The organism is Guyparkeria halopsychrophila, assembly GCF_044582135.1.
Taxonomy (GTDB): domain Bacteria; phylum Pseudomonadota; class Gammaproteobacteria; order Halothiobacillales; family Halothiobacillaceae; genus Guyparkeria.
In genome coordinates this window covers 1-20,641 of sequence record NZ_JBDODP010000028.1, presented here as the reverse complement: position 1 = coordinate 20,641, position 20,641 = coordinate 1, and the positions used below count along the sequence as shown (strand labels likewise).

24 protein-coding genes and 3 tRNA genes are annotated in these 20,641 nt (G+C 65.2%); 19 read left to right on the top strand and 8 right to left on the bottom strand.

What is annotated here, in order from left to right; all coding sequences use genetic code 11:
• The 4 genes from ABGV18_RS10670 to ABGV18_RS10655 form a co-directional block, all read left to right on the top strand.
• On the top strand, nt 1-370 hold a 370-nt coding region (locus ABGV18_RS10670; RefSeq protein WP_396586013.1), incomplete at its 5' end, for a hypothetical protein.
• A gap of 3 nt (nt 371-373) precedes the next feature.
• Nucleotides 374-796 carry a phage tail protein gene (locus ABGV18_RS10665; protein ID WP_396586012.1) on the top strand — a complete coding sequence of 141 codons (423 nt, stop codon included), beginning with the start codon at nt 374-376 and terminating at the stop codon, nt 794-796.
• Nucleotides 793-993 (top strand): hypothetical protein, encoded by a 201-nt coding sequence (locus tag ABGV18_RS10660; RefSeq protein WP_396586011.1) that lies wholly within the window; start codon nt 793-795, stop codon nt 991-993. The genes ABGV18_RS10665 and ABGV18_RS10660 overlap by 4 nt, the downstream gene beginning before the upstream one ends.
• Nucleotides 993-1,973: a contractile injection system protein, VgrG/Pvc8 family gene (locus tag ABGV18_RS10655; RefSeq protein WP_396586010.1), complete on the top strand. Its 981-nt coding sequence runs from the start codon at nt 993-995 to the stop codon at nt 1,971-1,973. The genes ABGV18_RS10660 and ABGV18_RS10655 overlap by 1 nt, the downstream gene beginning before the upstream one ends.
• Here ABGV18_RS10655 and ABGV18_RS10650 read toward each other — a convergent pair.
• Together ABGV18_RS10650 and ABGV18_RS10645 are read right to left on the bottom strand one after the other, a co-directional pair.
• Nucleotides 1,964-2,455 (bottom strand): hypothetical protein, encoded by a 492-nt coding sequence (locus tag ABGV18_RS10650; RefSeq protein ID WP_396586009.1) that lies wholly within the window; start codon nt 2,453-2,455, stop codon nt 1,964-1,966. The two genes, ABGV18_RS10655 and ABGV18_RS10650, sit on opposite strands and share 10 nt — an antisense overlap.
• Complete coding sequence (locus tag ABGV18_RS10645) at nt 2,452-2,835, bottom strand: helix-turn-helix domain-containing protein (protein WP_396586008.1); 384 nt, start codon at nt 2,833-2,835, stop codon at nt 2,452-2,454. Before ABGV18_RS10645 ends, ABGV18_RS10650 begins: the two co-directional genes overlap by 4 nt.
• A gap of 83 nt (nt 2,836-2,918) precedes the next feature.
• Between ABGV18_RS10645 and ABGV18_RS10640 the strand changes: the two genes are divergently transcribed.
• The 11 genes from ABGV18_RS10640 to ABGV18_RS10590 all read left to right on the top strand — a co-directional run bounded on the left by ABGV18_RS10640 (nt 2,919) and on the right by ABGV18_RS10590 (nt 10,497).
• Nucleotides 2,919-3,182 carry a transcriptional regulator gene (locus tag ABGV18_RS10640; protein WP_396581372.1) on the top strand — a complete coding sequence of 88 codons (264 nt, stop codon included), beginning with the start codon at nt 2,919-2,921 and terminating at the stop codon, nt 3,180-3,182.
• A complete protein-coding gene (locus ABGV18_RS10635) occupies nt 3,179-3,664 on the top strand; it encodes a phage regulatory CII family protein (RefSeq protein WP_396586007.1) in 486 nt (161 codons plus the stop codon). The genes ABGV18_RS10640 and ABGV18_RS10635 overlap by 4 nt, the downstream gene beginning before the upstream one ends.
• A 3-nt stretch (nt 3,665-3,667) precedes the next feature.
• A complete protein-coding gene (locus tag ABGV18_RS10630) occupies nt 3,668-3,925 on the top strand; it encodes an ogr/Delta-like zinc finger family protein (protein WP_396581370.1) in 258 nt (85 codons plus the stop codon).
• Entirely contained in the window at nt 3,922-4,131 is a 210-nt protein-coding gene (locus tag ABGV18_RS10625) for a hypothetical protein (RefSeq protein WP_396581369.1), read from the top strand. The genes ABGV18_RS10630 and ABGV18_RS10625 overlap by 4 nt, the downstream gene beginning before the upstream one ends.
• Nucleotides 4,124-4,312, top strand: coding sequence for a hypothetical protein (locus tag ABGV18_RS10620; protein ID WP_396581368.1), 189 nt, complete (start codon nt 4,124-4,126; stop codon nt 4,310-4,312). The genes ABGV18_RS10625 and ABGV18_RS10620 overlap by 8 nt, the downstream gene beginning before the upstream one ends.
• A gap of 12 nt (nt 4,313-4,324) precedes the next feature.
• Entirely contained in the window at nt 4,325-4,636 is a 312-nt protein-coding gene (locus ABGV18_RS10615) for a phage antirepressor KilAC domain-containing protein (protein ID WP_396581367.1), read from the top strand.
• Nucleotides 4,626-4,865, top strand: a complete 240-nt coding sequence (locus ABGV18_RS10610) for a hypothetical protein (protein WP_396581366.1) — start codon at nt 4,626-4,628, stop codon at nt 4,863-4,865. Before ABGV18_RS10615 ends, ABGV18_RS10610 begins: the two co-directional genes overlap by 11 nt.
• Before the next feature lie 70 nt (nt 4,866-4,935).
• Nucleotides 4,936-5,556 carry a 3'-5' exoribonuclease domain-containing protein gene (locus ABGV18_RS10605; RefSeq protein WP_396581365.1) on the top strand — a complete coding sequence of 207 codons (621 nt, stop codon included), beginning with the start codon at nt 4,936-4,938 and terminating at the stop codon, nt 5,554-5,556.
• The gene (locus ABGV18_RS10600) at nt 5,553-7,163 is read left to right on the top strand and encodes a DNA cytosine methyltransferase (protein ID WP_396581364.1); all 1,611 of its coding nucleotides are present in this window, start codon (nt 5,553-5,555) and stop codon (nt 7,161-7,163) included. Before ABGV18_RS10605 ends, ABGV18_RS10600 begins: the two co-directional genes overlap by 4 nt.
• Before the next feature lie 16 nt (nt 7,164-7,179).
• Nucleotides 7,180-9,825 carry a toprim domain-containing protein gene (locus ABGV18_RS10595; protein WP_396581363.1) on the top strand — a complete coding sequence of 882 codons (2,646 nt, stop codon included), beginning with the start codon at nt 7,180-7,182 and terminating at the stop codon, nt 9,823-9,825.
• Between the two features lie 3 nt (nt 9,826-9,828).
• On the top strand, nt 9,829-10,497 hold the full coding sequence (locus ABGV18_RS10590) for a hypothetical protein (protein WP_396586006.1): 669 nt from the start codon (nt 9,829-9,831) through the stop codon (nt 10,495-10,497).
• On the opposite strand, the gene ABGV18_RS10585 is transcribed toward ABGV18_RS10590, so the two are convergent.
• The gene (locus ABGV18_RS10585) at nt 10,486-10,938 is read right to left on the bottom strand and encodes a hypothetical protein (RefSeq protein ID WP_396586005.1); all 453 of its coding nucleotides are present in this window, start codon (nt 10,936-10,938) and stop codon (nt 10,486-10,488) included. The genes ABGV18_RS10590 and ABGV18_RS10585 overlap by 12 nt on opposite strands.
• Nucleotides 10,939-10,949: 11 nt before the next feature.
• Here ABGV18_RS10585 and ABGV18_RS10580 point away from each other — a divergent pair, with 11 nt between their 5' ends.
• The gene (locus ABGV18_RS10580; protein WP_396581359.1) at nt 10,950-12,110 is read left to right on the top strand and encodes an Arm DNA-binding domain-containing protein; all 1,161 of its coding nucleotides are present in this window, start codon (nt 10,950-10,952) and stop codon (nt 12,108-12,110) included.
• Nucleotides 12,111-12,198: 88 nt separating this feature from the next.
• On the opposite strand, the gene ABGV18_RS10575 is transcribed toward ABGV18_RS10580, so the two are convergent.
• The 5 genes from ABGV18_RS10575 to cysM form a co-directional block, all read right to left on the bottom strand.
• Nucleotides 12,199-12,289 (bottom strand) — tRNA-Ser (locus tag ABGV18_RS10575).
• Between the two features lie 64 nt (nt 12,290-12,353).
• Nucleotides 12,354-12,444, bottom strand: a tRNA-Ser gene (locus ABGV18_RS10570).
• 855 nt (nt 12,445-13,299) lie between these two features.
• Complete coding sequence (locus tag ABGV18_RS10565; RefSeq protein ID WP_396581358.1) at nt 13,300-13,431, bottom strand: hypothetical protein; 132 nt, start codon at nt 13,429-13,431, stop codon at nt 13,300-13,302.
• Between the two features lie 80 nt (nt 13,432-13,511).
• The gene (rlmD, locus tag ABGV18_RS10560; RefSeq protein ID WP_396581357.1) at nt 13,512-14,894 is read right to left on the bottom strand and encodes a 23S rRNA (uracil(1939)-C(5))-methyltransferase RlmD; all 1,383 of its coding nucleotides are present in this window, start codon (nt 14,892-14,894) and stop codon (nt 13,512-13,514) included.
• Nucleotides 14,895-15,241: 347 nt separating this feature from the next.
• On the bottom strand, nt 15,242-16,144 hold the full coding sequence (gene cysM / locus ABGV18_RS10555; RefSeq protein WP_396581356.1) for a cysteine synthase CysM: 903 nt from the start codon (nt 16,142-16,144) through the stop codon (nt 15,242-15,244).
• A gap of 175 nt (nt 16,145-16,319) precedes the next feature.
• Between cysM and ABGV18_RS10550 the strand changes: the two genes are divergently transcribed.
• The 3 genes from ABGV18_RS10550 to ABGV18_RS10540 all read left to right on the top strand — a co-directional run bounded on the left by ABGV18_RS10550 (nt 16,320) and on the right by ABGV18_RS10540 (nt 20,431).
• Nucleotides 16,320-18,515: a response regulator gene (locus tag ABGV18_RS10550; RefSeq protein WP_396581355.1), complete on the top strand. Its 2,196-nt coding sequence runs from the start codon at nt 16,320-16,322 to the stop codon at nt 18,513-18,515.
• A gap of 134 nt (nt 18,516-18,649) precedes the next feature.
• Entirely contained in the window at nt 18,650-20,278 is a 1,629-nt protein-coding gene (locus tag ABGV18_RS10545; protein WP_396581354.1) for an EAL domain-containing protein, read from the top strand.
• Between the two features lie 76 nt (nt 20,279-20,354).
• Nucleotides 20,355-20,431, top strand: a tRNA-Pro gene (locus ABGV18_RS10540).
• Nucleotides 20,432-20,641 lie beyond the last annotated feature (210 nt).

Here is a 20,641-nt window from a genome sequence, read left to right as displayed (position 1 = left end):
CTGGTTCAAGGACAAGCTCGGCATCGCCTCGCCCTCCAAGGTTTTCGCCAGCATCGGCGACGACACCATGGCCGGCATGGCCATGGGGCTGGACCGCTCGGCCCGCGAGCCGGTGCGCAAGATCGACGCGCTCAACCGGCGCCTGCGCCGGCAGGCCGCCGGCATCACCATCGCGGCAAGCGCCGGGATGGCCGGTGGCGCTGGTCCGGCGGCCGCCGGTGGCGGCATGGCAAACGCCCCGATCGAGATCAATATCACCATCAACGCCGCGCCGGGGCAGGATGCCGAGGCAATCGGTCGGGCAGCCGCGCGACAGACAGCCGATGCCCTGCGCGGCCGCACCGGCGGCGCGCTCTACGACGAGGACTGAACCATGCTGATGATGCTGGGCGACTTCCTGTTTTCCCTGCGCACTACCCCGGCGCAGGAGCTCAACCGCGCCACCGAGTGGCGCCAGCCCTCGACCAGCCGGGTGAACAACGACCCGTTGAGCCAATTCACCGGCCGCGGCAACGACACCATCAGTGCGACCGGCACGCTCTACCCGCAGCTGACCGGCGGGCCGGTGCACCTCGAGCGCCTGCGCCGGATGGCCGACACCGGCGCGGCATGGTGGCTGGTGGCCGGTGACGGGCGCGTGCTGGGTACCTGGAAAATCACCCGGCTGACCGAGGGCAAGAAGCGCATGTTCGAGGACGGTACCGCCCGGCAGATCGATTTCACGCTGGACCTCAAGCGCCAGCCCAACGACTCGGCCGACCGGCTGGGCGGCGTGGTCGCCGGGATGCTGCCATGAGCTGGAACCGAAGCATGCCCAACGCCATCGACGGGCGGCGGGCGCGGTATGCCGACTGGGTGGACAGCGCCCGGGGGAAGGCCGAGCGGCGCGAGCGGCTACGTGATCTGCCCATCCACGATCGTGAGCCGGTCCGCCGGCTGGTCGAGCAGCGCTGGGCCGATCGGACCCGTGACGATCGGCAGGGGGCCACCTGATGCAGCCGATCTTCCAGCTCACGCTCGACGGCAAGCCGATCACCCTGGCCGGGCGCGGCAACTCGCTGGCCTTCACCGACCACAGCGGCAGACAGGCCGACGAGCTCAATGTCACGGTGGTGGACCACGACAACCTCATTGCCTTGCCCCGGCCGGGCGTGACCCTGCGCGCATCCATCGGCTGGGCCGGCGGCGAGCTGACCGACCTGGGCGCGTTCATCGTCGACGACGTCCAGCACGGCGGGCCGCCCGACAAGATCCAGATTCGCGCCCACTCGGCCGATCTCGCCGGCAGCTGGACGGAGAAGCGCGACCAGGGGTGGGATGACCTGACCGTCGAGGACATCCTGGTCACCATCGCCTTCCGCCACGACGTCACGCCCGCGTTCGATCCGGACCTGGGCGCCATCCCCATCGAGCACATCGACCAGACCGGCGAGAGCGACCTGCACTTCCTCACCCGGCTCGGCGAGCGCGTCGGCGGGCTGTTCGCGGTCAAGGACGGGCGATTGTTGTTCAAGAAGCGCGCCGACGGCCGGACCATAAGCGGCAAGGCCCTGCCGACCATCCTCATCCGGCGGTCCGACTGCGAATCCCACCGCTACCAGGAACAGCAGCGCGAGCGCTACACCGGCGTGGTCACGCACTGGTGGGATCGGGACCTGGGCGAAAAGCGGGATCTGATCGTCGGCGAGCCGGGCCACCGGCGCAAACTCCGCGCCGCCTACCCCAACGCCGTGGAGGCAGACAAGGCCGCCCGCGCCGAGTGGCAGCGGCTACAGGCCGCCAAGGCCGCGCTGTCGCTTTCCGGGCTGGTCGGCGATGCACGCTACCGCGCCGAGACGCCGGCCATACTCACCGGCTTTCCGCTGGAGATCCAGGCGCAATCCTGGGTGCTGGATACCGCCACCCACCGGCTGGACGACGGCGGCTGGGTGGTTGATCTGGAATGCGTGACGCCCGGGTCGGATCAGTCGTGATCGCGGATCTCGCCGAAGTCCAATAGCCACTGCAGATCGTCCTGGCTAAGAATCAACACGTTCCTGTCCAGCGTGGCCATGATGTGGTCGTTCACCCGAAAACGGGTCGGGGTTAGCTCCCCATAGACGCAAAGAATATCGAGGTCGCCGGCATGGGGTACTGTCGGCGCCGCGCCGCGCGCATGCGCCTCGTCTTCCATTAGCTCGAGTTCATCGTCGGGGAAGTCGACAAACGCCACCCGAAGGCCCGTGTCGGTTGGCGTGGCCGACGGGATCGGTTCGTCGGATGACCGCCAGTGCTCGACCCGGTCTTCGCATTCCTCCCCGTGCGGACATTCTTCTGCGATCCGGTCCAGCACGAAGGTCCGCCACGCCTGACCGTCAAACCCTTGCAGGAATGAGCCGACCACACGCCCAAGCGCCGGCTCGCAGATCGACACGCCGCCCTTGCTGTCTCGGTAGATGAAACGGTTTGTATTCATGAGCCACTCCCGTTCTCACTGGTGCCTGCCATCCGCCTGGCAACCTGCCATATCAACTTTATGTCCTTCTCGGTTATCCGCCCCTCACGCAGCAGCGCATCGAGGCTGAACGCCAGCATGTCAACGTCCGGCGAGTAGTGAGGTTCGTACCTAGCCCCCTGCTCTCTCACCGCTGACTGACTCGACGAGATGTCGTCGGACGTTAGCTCCTCGACGCTAACACCAAGGATTTCCGCTGCCTTCGGCAGGCGTTTGGCGGGGAACCCCCGCCGCTTCCAGTTGCTGAAATAGCTGGTGCCGACACCCATCAGTTCGCAGAACCGGGCTTTGTTCAGGCCCTTTTCCTCGATGATCTGCTCGATTCGGTCGACTGCTTTCATGAATTTCATTCTGTTAGGGGTTGCCCCTCCCGTAAACTTGCGTTACGTTAGCTAACACCGGCTCACATAACGCGAGAACTGCCATGAAAACGAACACCCCCCAGGACGCGTTGCGACGCGCCATCCAACTCGCCGGCGGCCGTGATGCCGTGGCGGATGCCTGCGGCGTGACGCCGGACAACGTGAGCAATTGGCTCACTCGGGGCGTTCCCGCCCGGCACGTCGTGAAGATCGCGCTGGCCGCCGGCTGGCAGGTCACCCCGGCGCAGCTGCTCCCGGACGCGTTCCCGATTGATCTGATCCCTGCTTCCCACATGGCCGATGTTCGGCAAGGAGCCGCCCAGTGACTACGAGAACGTCATCCGTTAGCTCACATCCGGAGTTTTCCGTCTCGAACCTGGACGCGGCGAAACACGCCGTGGTCCACGACTTCCCGGGCGGCGCGGTCGCCCTAGCACCGCTGGCCGGCATGAACCCGGGGACCCTGTCGAACAAGGTCAACCCCACCATCGACAGCCACCACCTAACGCTTTCCGAGTCGGTAACCATCCAGGCGATCAGCCAGGACTACCGAATCCTCCACGCCGAGGCGGCAATGCTCGGCCACGCCGCCATCCCGCTGCCAAAGCCGGGCAACTGCTCCGACGTCGAGCTGCTGAATGCCTACGCCCGGTGGACCAAGGACATCGGCGAGACGGCCGCGGCGATCAACGAGGCGCTGGAGGGGGACATCGACGAGAAAGCCCTTTCCGCCATCCATCGGGAAATGCACGAGGACTTCGCCCGCGCGCTCGAGCTATTCGCCCGTTTCAAGCAACTCGGAGGCTGATGGATGAAGACGTACATGCTGATCTGCCCGCACTGCCAATCGAAGGCCCGCGTCGGCAAGTCGACCCAAGTCACCCCGACCTACAAGGAACTTCGCTGCACCTGCGCCAACGACGAGTGCGGTTACGTCTGGGTCGCCTGCATCACCCCGGTACGAACCCTTTCCCCCAGCGCCGTGCCCGATCCGGACGTGGCCATCCCACTTTCCCCCCACATTCGGCGCGAAAACGCGCTGCCCTGCACGGAGGACAACAAGCGATGAAACACAAGCTGCAACTCAACACCACCGGCGCGTGGCGCAACGTCATCGACTTCGACGCCGAGAACCTAAAGCACATCCGCCCGGCGGCGGCACTGCTGGCCAGCATCGGCCAGGCCAAGGTGCAGATCGTCGATGAAGACGGCCAGGTGATTCTGTTCATCAATGCCGGCAAGGGAGAAGGAAACCAGGAGGCAAGCCATGCGTGAGGTACTGACACGACGCGAGATCCGCTACCAGCCCAGCCGGGAACTCGAGCGGGAAGCCCAGGAAGCCGAGCGCAACAACCGCCGGCTGCGCGCCTTCTACGCCCGTCGCCGGGGCACGCCGGTCCTGCCGGCCCACTGGTATCTGTTCCACAAGCGCCCCGGTTCCGGGCGCAGCGAATAACGGGAGGCCGCCATGCAAACCCAACGCACCACCGGGCCGGAATACCGCAGCCCGTACCTGCCAGACCACTACACCGTCGACACCGCCGCCGCGATGCTCGGCATCGGCCGCCAGGAGCTATTCCGCGAACTGCGGCGGTTCGGCCTGATCCACAAGGGCAACAACAAGCCGTGCGCGCCGTACGTAGAGCAAGGCCTGATGGCGGTTAAAAGCAGCAGCTACCGCCACCCCGGCACCGGGGAGATCACCTACTACCAGCGCCCGATGATCACCCCGGCCGGGGTGGTCTGGCTGGCTGATCAGGGGGTGGGCGATGCGCGGTGATCGCGTTCGCCTGGTGCGGGATGCGCTCGCGGAGTACCCGGGCGGCGCCCACATGCCGGTGATCGCCGAGGACCTGGGCGAACAGCTGGAGCGGATCGACATCAGCCTGACGCTCTCCTACCTGTACCGGCGCGGCGAGGTGGTTCGCCGCGGCAAGCCGCGCTCTTTCGTGTGGGCGCTGGCCACCCCTGACCTGTCGATTCCCGAGACCGGGAAGCCGACGCACTGAACACACCGGGCCGGGATCGGCCCGACCGACTGGCCGCCACGCGCGGCTTATTTTTTCGGAGGACATGGATATGACACAGAGAAAGCGAATCGACATTGCGATCGACCTGGAGACGTTGAGCACCAGCCGGGAGCATTTGCCGGCGGTGGTGGAGATCGGCGCGGTGGTCTTCGACCGCTCGCTGCCGGCGGACGAGTGCGTGACGGCGTTCGTCACTGCGAACACGGTGCCGAGCATGGCCGAGGCGGGCGGCTATTCCGACCAGGCCACGCGCGACTGTCTGGCAGATGAGCGCCCCATTCTGTCCGCCGGGGGGAATTACAACTGCAACGGCCCCTGGGAGATGCTGTGGCGCTTGAGTGCCTGGCTGGAGAGCGTGGACGCTCGGTCGCCGGATGACGCCACCTGGTGGGCGTGGGGCGCCGAGTTCGACATGCGCATCCTCCAGGGGTTGGTCGAGCGGGCCGGCGTGGCCGGTGATTTCCCAATCCACTACCGCCACGTCCGCGATGCCCGCACCTACTGCACCGAGCTTTCCGAGCAGTTCGGCATCGTGCTGCCCAAGCAGGACCCGGACACCAAGCACCACGCCGTGAAGGACGCCGCCCACTGCGCGCGGCTGGTCACCGGGGTGACCCAAAGCATGGAGGTGATTCGCGAGATGGCCGAGAGCCGGGAGGTGGTGGCATGAGCAAGATGCCTCCCAACTTCGACCTGTTCGGCCACGAGCTGCTGGTCGACAATTTCGCCGGCGGCGGTGGCGCATCCGAGGGCATCGAGCAGGCCTTGGGCCGCCCGGTCGATCTCGCCATCAACCACGACGAAGCGGCGATCTCCATCCACACGGAAAACCACGCCGGCAGCGAGCATGCCGTGGCCGACGTGTGGGACATTGACCCGGAGCAGGCCACCCACGGCATGCCCGTCGGGCTCGCCTGGTTCTCGCCTGACTGCCGGCACCACAGCAAGGCCAAGGGCGGGCGTCCGGTATCCAAAAGCGTGCGTGGCCTCGCCTGGGTGGCCGCTCGATGGGCAGCCAGGGTGAAACCGCGGATGATCGCGCTCGAAAACGTCGAGGAGTTCCTCGATTGGGGCCCGTTGATCAAGCGGGACGGCAAGGTCGTGCCGGATCCGGATCGCAAGGGGCAGACGTTCCGCTCCTTCGTCCGCACGCTCAAGCGCCACGGCTACGCCGTCGACTGGAAGATCCTGCGCGCCAGCGACTACGGGGCCCCGACTATCCGCCGGCGGATGTTCCTGGTCGCCCGGCGTGACGGCCTGCCCATCACCTGGCCGAAGCCTAGCCACGGCGCGCCTGACTCGCGGGAAGTGCGCGCCGGCCGGATGAAACCCCACCGGACCGCGGCCGAGTGCATCGACTGGTCACTGCCCTGCCCGTCCATCTTCGATCGCGCCCGTCCGCTGGCCGACAACACCCTGCGACGGATCGCCAAGGGCGTCATGCGCTACGTGGTCGAGAGCGGCGACCCGTTCATCGTGCCGATCGCCAACTACGGCAACGGCGGCGACAGAGTCCAGCCGACAACCGAGCCACTGCGCACGATCACTGCCTGGCCGAAGGGCGGGAGCTTCGCCGTGGTCGCCCCGCATATCACCAAGTTCAGAACCGGGGCAATCGGCCACCGGGCAGACGAACCCATGCACACCATCACGGCCAACGCCAACGTCACCCGTCCCGGCGTAAACCCAGGCGGATGTGCGCCGATCGGCGTGGTCTCGGCCTTCCTCGCCAAGCACTACACCGGCGTGGTCGGTGACGACATGCGGAAGCCACTGCCGACCGTAACGGCCACCGATCACAACGCCCCGGTAGCGGTGACCATGCTCAACCTGAAGGGGGGCGATAGGGGCGGGCGCGACCCGCGCGATCCGCTATCCACGATCTGCGCCGGCGGAACGCATGCCGCTACGGTCGCCGCTTTCCTCGCCCCCTACTACGGCAGCGGCTCCGGCGAGACCGGTCGCGACCTACAGGCCCCGGCGCCGACCATCACGACGAAGGACCGGCTCCAACTGGTCACCGTCACGATCGACGGCGAGCAGTACGTCATCACCGACATCGGCATGCGCATGCTTCAGCCGCACGAACTGGCCATGGCCCAAGGCTTCCCAGCCTCCTACCGGTTCGACCAGGCCAATGGAAAGCCGGTGCCGAAATACGTCCAGGTGCGCCTGATCGGCAACAGCGTCTGCCCACCACTGGCCCGCGCGATCGTCGAGGCCAACTTCACTCACGAAAAGCAGATGGTTGTTCCGACTTCCGTCGCTGCGGCTTGAAGGGGGAAGGCAATACATGGATGCCAATCTTCGAGACAACATCACTGACCGGCTGCGTGCGGACTACGGGCTCAAGACGGCCGGCAAGTGGCTGCGCCAGGGCAAGTGCCCGAGTTGCAGCAAGAAGGAGCTGTTCACCCACGCGCAAGAGCCTTGGCTGATCCGCTGCGGGCGGTTGAACAAGTGCGCGTGGGAGGGGCACGTGAAGGATCTCTATCCGGAGGCGTTCGCGGATTTCTCCAAGCGGTTCGCGCCGACGGAGACCGACCCGATGGCGACGGCGAAGGCGTACCTGTCGATGGTGCGCCAGCTGCCGCTGGAGAAGATCGCCGGGTGGTTTACCCAGGGGAGCTTCTACGACCCGAAGAAGAAGGTCGGCACGGCGACGGTGCGCTTCGAGATTGCCGACGGGGTGTACTGGGAGCGCTTCATCGACAAGGAGCGCCAGCTGGGGCGCAAGGCGCATTTTCATGGCCGGTACAAGGCCATGGTGTGGGTGCCGCCGGGGGTGGACGTTTCCACGCTTTCCGAGGTGTGGATCGTCGAGGGGATCTTCGATGCGATCGCGCTGACGCTGGCCGGCACGCCGGCGGTGGCGGCCCTTTCCTGCAACAACTACCCGAGCGCGTTCCTGGAGAAGCTGGACGAGGGCGTGAAGGTAGTCTTCGCGCTGGACCCGGACACGGCCGGCAAACGCTACATGCGCAAGCACGTGGCCACGGCGCGGGAGGCGGGCTTCGAGGCGGAGGCGTTCGAGATCCCGACGCGGGATGGCAAGAAGCGCGACTGGAACGATCTCTACGCCCGGAAGCAGATCGACGACTGGCTGATGAACGAGGGCCGGTTCCTGGGCGCGATGCTGCTGGCCGATTCGGCCGAGGAAAAGGCACGGCTGATCTACAACCGGCGCAGCTGGCGCGAGTTCTCGGTGGTGCACCGGGACCGCACGTACTGGTTCAAGCTGGACGTGGAGAAGCTGACGAAGGCCCAGCAGGAGATCGAGGAAGGCAATCCGGAGCTTTCCGAGCAGGAGATCAACGATAAGGCGCTGGAGAAGTCGGGCAACCTGACCGAGATCGCGAACTGTGCGTTCGATTTCCTGTATTTCCAGTCGAACGCGATCACCGATGAGAGCTGGTATTACACGCGCATCCGCTTGCCGATGGGCAAGCAGGCGGAGGTGAACGCGACGTTCACGGGTGGGCAGTTGGCCAGTGCGAGCGAGTTCAAGAAGCGGCTGCTTTCGGTGGCGACCGGCGCGGTCTGGACGGGGTCGAGCCAGCAGCTTGACCGCATTCTGAAGAATCAGCTAGGAGGGCTGAAGGTGGTGGATACGATCGATTTCACGGGCTATTCGCCGGAGCACGAGGCGTGGCTGCTGGGTGATCTGGCGGTTCACCAGGGCCGGGTGACGGACATCAACGGCGAGGATTTCTTCGACCTGTCGAACAACGGGCGGCCGCTGTCGGTGAAGTCGCTTTCGCAGTCGGTGAGGCTGGCGATCAACCCGGACCTGGAGGAGCTGACCACGGACTGGATGGATGATCTGTACGGCAGTTACCAGGGGCTGGGCGTGATCGCGCTGGCGTACTGGATGGGCTCGCTGTTCGCGGAGCAGATCCGGGATGCGCACAAGAGCTATCCCTTTCTGGAGATCGTCGGTGAGCCGGGCGCGGGCAAGTCGACGCTGATCGAGTTTCTCTGGAAGCTGGTCGGCCGCCGGGACTACGAGGGCTTTGACCCGAGCAAGTCGACGCTCGCGGCGCGGTCGCGCAACTTCGCCCAGGTGAGCAACCTGCCGGTGGTGCTGATCGAGGCGGACCGGGACGAGGATATTGCCAAGTCCAAGCGCTTCGATTGGGACGAGATGAAGACGGCCTATAACGGCCGGGCCAGCCGCTCGCGCGGGCACAAAAACAGCGGCAACGAGACCTATGAACCGCCGTTCCGCGGGGCGCTGGTGATCTCCCAGAACGACCCGGTGAATGCGAGCGAGGCGATCTTGCAGCGGATCGTGCACCTGGGCTTTACCCGCGATGGCCACAACCCGGGCACCAAGGCGATGGCCGAGCGCCTCGAGCGCATCCCGACGGAGGACGTGAGCGGCTGGATCCTGCAGGTGACCAAGCGCGAGAACCAGGTGATGGAAACCTTCCTGGCGAAGACGCCGGAGTTCGAGCGCAAGTTGATGGATCTGCCGGAGATCAAGAGCGTGCGGATCGCGAAGAACCACGCGCAGATCATGGCGCTGGTCGAGGCGCTGGGCCGGGTGATGCAGATGCCCGCCGGCGCGATCGACGAGGCGAAGGATTGGACGGTGGCGCTGGCACTCGAGCGCCAGCAGGCCATCGAGGAAGATCACCCGATCGTGAAGGAGTTCTGGGAGGCGTTCGAGTTCCTGAACGATGGCGGCATCGAGGCGCGGCTGAACCATGCGCGCGATTCGGATCTGATCGCGGTGAACCTGAACGAGTTCGTCGAGCAGGCGAACGCCCGCAAACAACAGGTGCCGCCGATCATCGATCTAAAGCGCCACCTGAAGACCTCGAAACGCTACAAGTTCATGGCGAACAACAAGGTGGTGAAGTCGGGGATTCGGTATACGGACGCCAGCGGGATGACACCGAAGTCGGTGCGCTGCTGGGTTTTTCAGAGGGGGTGAGGCATGAAAGAGCGACCGATTCTATTCAACGACGACATGGTGCGCGCCATCCTCGACGGCCGGAAAACGCAGACGCGGCGGGTCGTGAAGCCGCAGCCGTCAAATGATCATCAGTACCTCGGGTATGTGATTGAAAGCACAAGCCGGAAAGATGAAGGCAAATGCCGCTGGGGCATTGGAGAAATTCCGCATTCAACCAACGCGATTCGCGTTCGTCCTCCCTATGGAGTGCCCGGCGAACGCCTGTGGGTGCGTGAGGCGTTCGGGTATGAGATCCGCACATTGTCCGGCTCAGGCTCCCCGCACGAGAAAATCACTTACCGGGCCACCAACCCAAATGCCGTGCATTGCTATGACTGCAATGGCAACGAGACCCCGGTGAAATGGACCCCATCCATCCACATGCCCCGCTGGGCCAGCCGGATCACGCTCGAAATCACGGACGTGCGCGTTGAGCGGTTGCAGGACATTAACGAGGCGGACGCCAAGGCAGAAGGCGTGTGGGAATACGGTGACGAAGCCGTATGGAAGCACTACTTGGACCAAACATCGTTTGGGGTCACGTGCCCAGTACGAAGTTTCCGATCGCTTTGGGAGTCGATCAAAGGCAAAGACGCATGGGACGAAAACCCGTGGGTGTGGGTGATTGAGTTCAAGCGATCAACCGCCTGATGCAGGCGGCGGCTTGATCTTGCACCAGTGCTCGCCGAGTTCGGTCCAGTCTTCGGCGTAGTTGTCCATGACGTGAACGACCCCGCCATACACTCGCTGCTCGGCGAGGATATGGCAGATATATTCCGCGTACCCGTCCCGGCGGGTGCCGTCGTCTGCCACCCCGACCAGCAAGCTGGGCAGTGATTCGTCCTGCCAGGCGGCGCTGATGACCTTGGGCTCTGCCTCGACAACATTCAGGGCGGCGGCGAGCTGGTCGGCCGTCGGTTTCGGCCTGGCCGGCTCGGTCGGCGCCGGGTCAGTGGCGGCGATTTCTTCCGCCGGCGGCTGTTCTGCTGCCGGCTCTTCCTCTCCGGAGGTTTCGACGAGGATCCAGATGAAAGCAACCAGCGCGATGAACAGGACGGTGCCGATCTTTTCCGAGAGGGTGGGCTTTTGCATGAGGGCTCTCCATGGCTAAGGGTGTCGAGGTCCGCGGCGGGAAAATTCGCGTCTACTTTAGCTACCAGGGCAAGTTGTGTCGCGAGCCTATCGGGCTTGCGGCCACAGACGAGAACCTGGCCTATGCCGAGCAGCTGGCGCAGATGGTGCGCCATGAGATCAAGATCGGCACGTTCGATTACGCGCAGCGCTTCCCGGAAAGCCGCAACCTGGCGGAGAACACGCTGGGCCATTATCTGGCGCTGTGGCTTGACCTGAAGCGCACGCGGGTGGCGAAGAGCACGCTCACGGGGTACCGGACGTGCGCGGATCGCATTCTGGTGAAGTTCGGCGATCGGCAGGCGGACCAGGTGGATTATCTGGAGATCGAGGCCTGGGTGAGCGAGGAGCTGGATTATCTGTCGTCGAAGTCGATCAAGGAGACGATCGCGGTGCTGCGCCAGGTGTATTCGCTCTACCAGACGCGCAACCGCAAGGCGTGGGATCCGACTAAGGGCGTGCATGTGCGCCTGCCGGATGATGATGACCCGGACCCGTTCACGCGCCGGGAGATCGAGCGAATCCTTTCCTACCAGACCGAGCGGGTGCAGAACCTGAACCTGACGGAGTTCATGATCTGGTCCGGGCCGCGCTGGTCGGAGGCTTGCCTGCTCGCCTGGGAGGATGTGGATCTGTCGACCGGCACGGTGCAGTTCCGCCGCGCGGCCGTGCGCGGCAACATCAAGGCGACAAAGACCCGACGATCGACGCGCAAGGTGGAGCTGCTCAAGCCGGCATGGGAAGCGCTGAAACGTCAGTACAAGATGACCGGCGGGCAGAAGCCTATCGAGGTGATGGTGGTGGGCCGCGATAACCGCACGGTGCGGCGCGAGGTGATCCGGCCGGTGTTCCGGCCGAAGCCGGACGGCATGCCGTACACCACCGATAACAACTTCAGGAAGAAGTTCTTCAAGCCGATGCTCGAGGCGACCGGTGTGCGCTTCCGCGGGCCAGGTAACTGCCGGCACACGTTCATCAGCCAGTGCCTGACGGCCGGGCTGCCGGTGACGTGGATCGCCGACCAGGTAGGCCACAGCTCGCCGACCATGATCTATCGGAACTACGGCAAATGGATCAACGACGACGCCGGGGACATGAGAAAGCTCGCCGAAAAGGCCCTTGGGCTCGAGTAGACCGCCCCACCCTTTCCCCAAATCTTTCCCAAAAAAACCCGCCGGAAAGCCGGCGGGTTTCTTTTTGCCTATAGATCAGGCACTTATTTGGCGGAGAGGCAGGGATTCGAACCCTGGGACCCCGCGAGGGGGTCAACGGTTTTCGAGACCGCCCCGTTCGACCGCTCCGGCACCTCTCCAAACGGAAGGACGCGACCGAGGTCGCATCCACGCCCGGCTTTCGACCCCGGGCCACACAGAAACTGGCGGAGAGGGAGGGATTCGAACCCTCGGTACGGGGTTACCGTACACGCGCTTTCCAGGCGCGCTCCTTCGACCGCTCGGACACCTCTCCGTTTCCTTCACGGCACACTTGATTGGCGATGACGCCATGGCTCGCGAAGGGCGCAGATTCTACCCAAACCGTTCGCCCGTGACAATGCCATTCGGGCGAGGCGGTAAGATAGCGATTCGTTGCAGCAATCCCGGATACGATGAATATGCCGCGTGAACCCGACGTCACCCGTCTCTGCCGCCACCCCCTGCAACGTACCCTGATCGCGACCCGGCCGGCCTTTTTGCTGCTTGCGCTGGTCGCCGCTGGCGTCGGCCTGGCGGCCTCGCATGCGTCAGGGTTGACGCTCGACCCGCTATGGGCCGCCCTGACGCTGTTCGGCGCGTTACCCTGCATGCGGCGGCGAACGTCCACAACGACCTTGCCGACGACATCAACGGCAGTGACGCCGCCAATCAGGAACGCCTGTTCCCGTTCACCGGCGGCAGCCGGATGATCCAGAGCGGCGTCATGACTCGCCAGGGGACTCAACGACTCGCCCGGTGGCTCTACGCCCTGACCATCGGTCATCGGGCTGATCCTGCTGATCCCGGGCGGCTGGCCGCTGCTCGCCCTCGGTCTGGTCGGCCTGCTGTTGGCCTGGGCCTATTCCGGATCGCCCATTTCCCTCAACGCCAAAGGGGTTGGCGAGATTGCCGTTGGCATCGGCTTCGGCATCCTCATGCCGCTGGGTGCGGACATCGTCCAACGCGGCGGCTTTCACGCCCTGCCCGTTGTCGCCGGGGGCCGGCTTCGCCCTGATGACCGCCAGCCTGCTGCTGATCAACCAGTTCCCGGACTTCAAGGCCGACCGCCTCGCCGGAAAGTGCCACTGGGTCGTGCGCCTGGGCAGGCGCCGTGCCCGCTACGCCTTTGTTACCACGACGGCAGCCGGCCTACCTGGTGCCCGTTTTCCTGGTCGCCCTGGGCCGCTTGCCCGTCGCCACCCTGGTGATCCTGGCCGCCCTGCCGCTTTCCCTGGTCGCCGGCCGGGATCTCTCGGTGCATCACCCCGGCACGCCTGCGCCGGGCCCTGGCGGCGACCGTCACCGCCGCCCTGCTGCACGGCAGCCTGACGATTGCCGGTCTTATTTTCGCCCAGTGACGCCGGGCTCCAGGACGGCCATCGATTCGACGTGCGCCGTGTGGGGGAACATATCCATCACGCCCGCGGCCAGCAGCCGCCAGCCGTGATCGTTCACCAGTCGCCCGACGTCGCGGGCGAGCGAGCCCGGGTGGCAGGAGACGTAGACGACCCGAGCGGGCTTCATGCGGGCGATCACCGGGATCATGGCCTCGGCACCGGCCCGAGGGGGATCGAGCAGGACACGATCGAACGACTCGGCAAGCCAGCCATGACCCGCATCGGGCTCGAACAGGTTGCCGGCCACATGCCGCGTGTTCTCGATGCCATTGCTCGCCGCACAGGCCGCACCGCGATCGACCATCGCCTGATCGGCCTCCACGGCAGTGACCGACCCGTTCGGCCCAACCTGGCGGGCCAACGGCAGGCTGAAATTACCCAGCCCGGCGAACAGGTCCAGCACCCGATCGCCCGGTTGCACTGCAAGCCAGTCCAGCGCCTGGCGCACCATGCGCCGATTGATCTCGGCATTGACCTGGGCGAAGTCCAGCGGCGAGAAACGGATCTCGACGTCGAACTCGTCGAGACGGTAGCTCGGGTAGACGTCACGCGGCCCCTCCGCCAGCGGCTCGAGGCTGTCCGGCCCGCCCGGCTGCAGGAAGATGGCGAAGCCGTGCTCGTCGGCGAAGGCATCCAGACGCGCCCGGTCCGCCTCACCCAACGGCACCATGTGGCGAAAGGCCAGCGCGCAGTGCGCATCGCCACAGCCCACCTCGATCTGGGGAATGTCTCGGCGGGCATCCATCTGACCGATCAGTTCGCCGATTGCCGGCAATCGCTCGCCCACCCGCGGATCGAGCACCGGGCAGATGTCGATATCGGCGAGCAGCGCCGAGCCGAGCTCACGGAACCCCACCACCGCACGCCCCTTCTTGCGCACGAAGCGCACGCCCAGTCTCGCCATGCGGCGGTAGCCCCAGATCGGCCCCGTCAATGGCTCGAGCACCTGCTCGGGCGCCACCCGCCCGATCCGCGACAGTTGATCCAGCAAGGCCTGCTGCTTGTGCCGCAGCTGCGCCTCGGGGGCCAGATGCTGGATCGCGCACCCCCCGCAGTGATCGAAATGCGGACAGCCCGGCTCGATCCGTTCCGGACTGGCTCGATCCACGGCCACCGCATCGCCCAGGTCGAAATGCCGGCGCTGGTCACGGTAGACAAAGCGCACATCCTCGCCCGGCAGCGCCCGGCCGATGAAGGTCGCCTTGCCATTAACATGGGCCACACCGCGCCCCTCGAGGGTCAGCGATTCGATGTGGGCGGCGAACTCGCCCTGCGGCAGCGGCTTGGCGTGCTTGTGGCGTTTCTTGCGACTGGGGTGGCGGGCCATCGGTTTCTCGAACAGGGGAAAGACAAAGGCCCTGCCGCACGGGAGGCGCGGCAGGGCCGGCTAAGGAAGGTCTGCACGAATAGCCAACGCCTCTGCGGGTTGCCAGGCGTCCAGATGCAAGGCGCCGTGCGCTGCCCAATGGCTGTCGTCATTCGCAAGCGCTGCAACACCGCAGGTGGGCGCCTGGCGACCCGCCCTGCGGGGCTTTCCGGCTTGCCCGCCCTCGGTGTTGCCGATCCTCGTCGGGCAGCGAGCCCGACTTCGAATCGCCGCCTTGATGGCGAACAAGCCGGTAAGCCAGAGACATTGGCTATTCGTGCAGACCTTCCCTCGGACGGTCAGGGGAATCAGCCCGCCGGGAAGACCCCGGTAGACAGGTAGCGGTCACCGCGATCGCAGACGATGGTGACGATCACGGCGTTCTCCGCCTCGGCGGACACCTTGAGTGCCGCGGCCATCGCGCCACCCGAGGAAATCCCCGCCATGATGCCCTCTTCGCGCGCCAGCCGCCGGGTCATTTCCTCGGCTTCTGCCTGGCCGATATCCAGGGTGCGATCCACCCGGGTCGGCTCGAAGATGCGGGGCAGGTATTCCGCCGGCCAGCGCCGGATCCCCGGAATCTGCGCGCCCTCGCGGGGCTGAACACCGACGATCTCCACGCCCGCATTCTGCTCCTTGAGATAGTGCGAGGTGCCCATGATCGTGCCGGTGGTACCCATTGCGGAGACGAAGTGCGTCACGCGACCTTCGGTGGCCGCCCAGATTTCCGGGCCGGTGGTCAGGTAATGCGCCCGCGGGTTGTCCGGGTTGGCAAACTGGTCCAGCACGGTGCCCTCGCCCCGCGCGGCCATCGTGGCGGCAAGATCGCGCGCGCCTTCCATGCCCTCCTCGCGGGAGACGAGCTTGAGCTCCGCCCCGTAGGCGGCCATCGACTGTCGCCGCTCGATCGACATGTGCTCGGGCATGATCAGCGTCAGGCGCAGACCCAGGGTGGCGGCCACCATCGCCAGCGCGATGCCGGTATTACCCGAGGTCGCCTCGATCAGCCGGTCGCCGGGCTTGATCTCGCCACGCTCCATGGCGCGTGCGATCATCGAATGGGCCGCGCGATCTTTCACCGATCCGGCGGGGTTGTTGCCCTCGAGCTTGCCGAGAATCACGTTGCCTCGGGCCGCACCCGTAGGGTCGAGGCGCTGGATACGCGCCAGTGGCGTGTTGCCGATCAATTGATCAAGACGGTGACCTAACATACGCTTTGCCGGCTCGCTCCAGTTACCAAATTCATCCCAAAATCATACGGGGAGGCGGGTTTTTTCTCGCGCCCCGAGTATGCCACAAAGGCCTTCGGTGAACGCTCCGATACGCAGTAAACACCCCCCCAAACGACGTGGCCTTGCCGGCCGCCTTGCTTCCCTGGGAGCGGCGTTGCCGTGGGCCTTGCTCGCCCTTGTCGTCCCGCCGCTGCTACTGGCAATCGAGGCGCTCGTTTCCGACCGCGCCCTTCCCTCGCCGGCATTCTGGGCGGTGACCATCGGTTGGACCGGCGCCTGGCTGACGCTTGCCGGCTTGTCGGTGGCTATTCTTTGGGGCCGGCAACGGTCCCGTCCACCGCAAGCCACGCCTCCCAGCCAGTCACCGATACCGACCCAACACAACGACGGCGAGAGTCAGCTTTCCGCCGCCTCGGTGCTCGAACTGGTCAACCAACAATGGGTGACCCCATTGGGGCATATCCGTTCGGCGGTCGACAGCCTCGCCACCCTGGAACGTCGCCTGAGCCGCTGCGCGCCCCCGGCCGACGGCGGCGAACAGGAGCCGGCTCGTTCCCTTCAGCTAATGCGGCATGCCAGCCACCGCCTACGCATCTCGATCGAAAACATCATCGATTACCACGAGATCACCGCCGGACGCATGACGCGAACCGACGGCCGGGTCAACCTGCGCACCACCGGCGAGGACTTGGTCACCGACTGGCAGACCAGCGCCCAGCGCGATGGCGAAGTGCTGCAGTTCATCGGCTACCAGGATCTGCCGCGCGAGATCATGTTCGATCCACAGATGCTGCGCCGGCTGCTCGACCGCCTGATCAACGAGATCCTCTGCATCGCCCACCTGTGCGAGCCGGCCATCACGCTCGAACTCGAGGACGACTACGAGAGCGATGGGGGCGACCGGCTAGGACGCTTTCGCCTGACCGTCGATGGGCAGGCCCGTCACTGCTCGCTCGATCAGGAACAGCTGTCGGAGCGCCTCGCACAACCGCTGCCCGAGCAACTCGAGGGCTTGCTGGTCGACGATCTGATCGATCTCTGGATTCTGCGTTGCATCTCCCATCATCTCGATTCGGCACTCGAAGTCGTCGAAACCGAACCCGGCCGCTTTGGGATGACCGCGATCTTCAGCGCCCCCATCCTGATCGGCGAACCCGACAGCGGCGACCGGCTCGCCGGACAACTGGCGGCTGTGGTCTGCGCCTCGGCACAACATCGTCGTGCCTGGCAGGGCAACCTCGCCGCCTTGGGGGCAAACATCCAGGTCGAACCGGATTTCGGTCAGCCGGTCGACCTACTGTTCCTCGACGAGCGAATCGTGGAACGACACCACGAGGACCCGGCCTTCGGGCAGTGGGTCTCGTTGGCCGGACGGGTCATTGGTCTATCAAGCCATCTAACCATCCGGGGCCGACCGGCCGCGCCGCTTCACTGGGCGGACTTCACCCTGCCACTGTTCATTCGCGCCCGGGCATTGTCCGCCTCGCTCGAGCGGGTACTGGGTACGCCAACACCGGGGCCGGGGCGTAGCCCGGCCCGACTGGCCCCGCCTCGCAGGGCCGACAATCCACCCACCGGCAGTGGGGCGAGCAAACCACGGCATGGCAAACCGGGGCGACACGCCCTGTATTCCTTCGCCGGCCGGACCGCGCTGGTGATCGACGACGACCCGGTCTACCTCGCCCACCTAGGCCAAACACTGCGAGAGTTGGGCTTCCATGTTCTCGAGGCCACCAACGGCAAGCAGGCGCTGGCACTGGCCGATCACGAAGATATCGACGTGGTGTTCACGGACATGCACATGCCGGACATTACCGGCGCCGGCGTGGCGCGCATCCTGAAAAAACGCCCGCGCCATCTGGAAACCCCGATCATCGCCATCACCGCCAACCGGCAGGGCATCGTGCATCAGGATCTGCTGCACAGTGGCATCGAGCGGGTACTGACCAAACCGGTGACCGCCGGCGACCTGCTGAGCGCGATCGGCGAATTCTTCCCCCTCGAGACACATGGCCGAGCCGACCCCGAGGCCAACGGGCCCGCCACAAGCGACCGCAAGGACGAACGCGACCCGTTCCTGACGCGCCTGCTCTGCGATGAACTGCCGAGCTACCGCCGTCTCCTGACCGAACAAGCCGACGACCACGACACGCTGCGCCACGCCGCGCACAAGCTCCGGGGGGCAGCCGCGTGCTGCCGTGAAACCGAGCTGCAGACACTGGCCGGTGAGCTCGAGGACGCGCTAGACGCCAATGAATCAGCCGACCGCATCGCACCACGCATCGACACCCTGATTCGCTGCATCGACGGCATCAACGCCAACCCCGTCTGCGATACGAACGCCTCCTGAATGCGCTGTTTGTTATGGCGGTCTGTATCAGATAATGCTGATTCAGATCGCGTCACTTCGCTGCTAGGATGCTCGAGTGGCGCTCACCTATAGGTCGGGTGGCAGAAATAGTAGGCAGGGAAGGAGCAGGGACGATGCAACTCGACAACGTCACGGCAGACGGAGGGACCGATCCGGGCATGATCGTCTTTCTTTGCACTGCCTCCGGCCGCGTTCTCAGCGCCAGCCCCCGCGCGGAGGAGTTGTTCCCGACCGACGGCGACCAGAGCCTTCGCGAACGCTTGGAAAGCCGTCTGCAAATGAACCCCGGCTCGCCGCTAGGCACAGCCCTGATCGATGGCGAGGAAACCTCTCTGGTCGGCCTGATGGATAACCGGGAGATCACTCTCGGCATAACCCCGCTCGACGAGCACCAACGACTGGTCGTTATGTTGGAAAGCCTCTGCTCGCCCACCAGCCAGGATTCGCTCACCGGCCTGCCAGACCGCAGCACGATGCTCGAGCGCATCCGCGAAATCCAGTCGGATGGTGACAGCAGCCATCGCCTGATGCTGGTCGACATCGACCGGCTCAAGACCGTCAACGACTACCTCGGCTATCACGTCGGCGACCGGGTTATCCGCGATCTCGCCAGCGCCATGCAGGCGGCGGTGCCCGACGACGTAATGACAGCGCGCTGGAGCGGTCACGAGTTCATGCTCCTTATTCCGCCCCGCCAGGCCGAACGCAGCCAGCAGATCGCCGAACGCATCCGCTCATCTGCCGCCAGCGTCCGCTTCAATGGCGGCGATGACGCCCCGCCACTGGGCTCCGTTACCGTCAGCATCGGCCACGGCGCGCTCGGTCCCGGCGAAACGACCCGCACCCAGCCGCGAGACCAGCTCAGTGCGCTCAATGCCGCCGTCTACGAGGCCAAGCGCACCGGCCGCGACCGCGTGGTCAACGCCGACCGGCTGCTGCAGCCCTCCGTGTACACCACCGGCGGCGCGCTCGATCGCGCCATCCACGAAGGGCGCATTGTTGCGGCCAGCCAACCGATCGTCGACCTCAAGACCGGCGAGGTGGTCGCCGACGAGGCCCTGGCCCGCATGATCACCCCCGAGGGCGACGTCATCCCGGCGGGGTTGTTCATCGATGCCGCCTCGCGGTTGCAGATGGCCCACCGGATCGACTTCGAGATCATCAACCAGACCATCAACAACTGCGCAGCCTCGATCACTCACCGGCCGATGGCGCATTTCGTCAATATCTCGGGCGACTTCCTGCAGCACCCCGAACTGATGGAGCAGGTAATCCTTAACGCACAGGCCGCCTGCGAGGGCATTGATGGCGTGGAGAAGCCGGGCCCCAAGCCGTTGGTCCTGGAAATGACCGAACGCGAGGTGCTTGAGGACACGGCGGATGCCCTCATGGCCCTCAAACCCCTGATCGACTTCGGCCTGCGACTTGCCCTGGACGACTTCGGCAGCGGTTACTCCTCCTACCGCTACCTGCTCGACATGCCCTTCACGTTCCTCAAGATCGAAGGCGCACTGGTGCAGAACATGAGTGACAGCGTCCGGGCGCAGAAAATCGTCCAGCACATCCAGTCCATGGCCAAGGACATGGGGCTGATTACCGTCGCCGAGTTCATCGGCGATGAGCGCACCGCCGACATGCTGCGCGAGATGGGGATCGACTGGGGCCAGGGCTTCTACTATGGCCGGCCGGAAATCATCCAGTCGCTGGGAAAGGACGACCGGAACGTCATCCACGACATCTAAATCGACCGCCAAGCCGATTGCCAGGCCTTCGGTCTTCCTAGACAAGACGAAATACGCTATCCTGCGCGCCCTGTTTCGGAGTGTAGCGCAGCCTGGTAGCGCACCTGCCTGGGGGGCAGGTGGTCGGGGGTTCGAATCCCTCCACTCCGACCATTCAAAATCAACAGGTTAGGGCCTACTTCCCTAGCCTGTTGCCCCCCGAAAAATGCCTGTTGGTTACAATGTTGGTTACAATTCGCTCTGGCTCCCTAAGAAGGCGAGCGTAACGCAGGTACCGCCGACAGGAGAGCCCCGCCACGAGAAAGACGTGGCGGGGCTTTTTGTTGGCGCCGGTATCCAGAGGCAAGGACCGGGTTCTACCCC